Origin of the sequence: Aeromonas sp. MaB10011B (assembly GCF_017939325.1) — a bacterium.
GTDB lineage: Bacteria > Pseudomonadota > Gammaproteobacteria > Enterobacterales > Aeromonadaceae > Aeromonas > Aeromonas caviae.
On sequence record NZ_JAGKRK010000057.1, the window covers coordinates 1 to 476 of the forward strand.

The 476-nt window shown below is 51.9% G+C and carries 1 tRNA gene and 1 rRNA gene; both read left to right on the forward strand.

Features of this window, described 5'->3' with window-relative positions:
* Positions 1 to 148: 148 nt before the first annotated feature.
* Positions 149 to 263, forward strand: a 5S ribosomal RNA gene (gene rrf / locus J9893_RS13920).
* A 98-nt stretch (positions 264 to 361) separates the two neighbouring features.
* Positions 362 to 438, forward strand: a tRNA-Asp gene (locus tag J9893_RS13925).
* Positions 439 to 476 lie beyond the last annotated feature (38 nt).

The following is a 476-nucleotide window of genomic DNA, read 5'->3' on the forward strand; positions in this document are numbered from 1 at the left end:
GGGGTGTGTAAGCGTAGCGATACGTTGAGCTAACCCATACTAATTACCCGTGAGGCTTAACCATACAACACCCAAGAAGTGTTCAGAGACTTGTAGCAGATACCGAGAACGAATAACTAAATCAGCTTTCTCAGATTGAAGATTTTTGCCTGGCGGCAATAGCGCAGTGGAACCACCTGACCCCATGCCGAACTCAGAAGTGAAACGCTGTAGCGCCGATGGTAGTGTGGCATTCGCCATGCGAGAGTAGGACACTGCCAGGCACCCAATTAAACGGTGATGTGAAGAATCACATGGCTGGCTGCGAGGATGACACCTCACAAACAAGCAGCAAAAGATTTAGCGAAAGCTAACCGAATGCGGAGCGGTAGTTCAGTCGGTTAGAATACCGGCCTGTCACGCCGGGGGTCGCGGGTTCGAGTCCCGTCCGCTCCGCCACTAAATTGAAAGGCCTTCCCTGACGGGAAGGCCTTTTT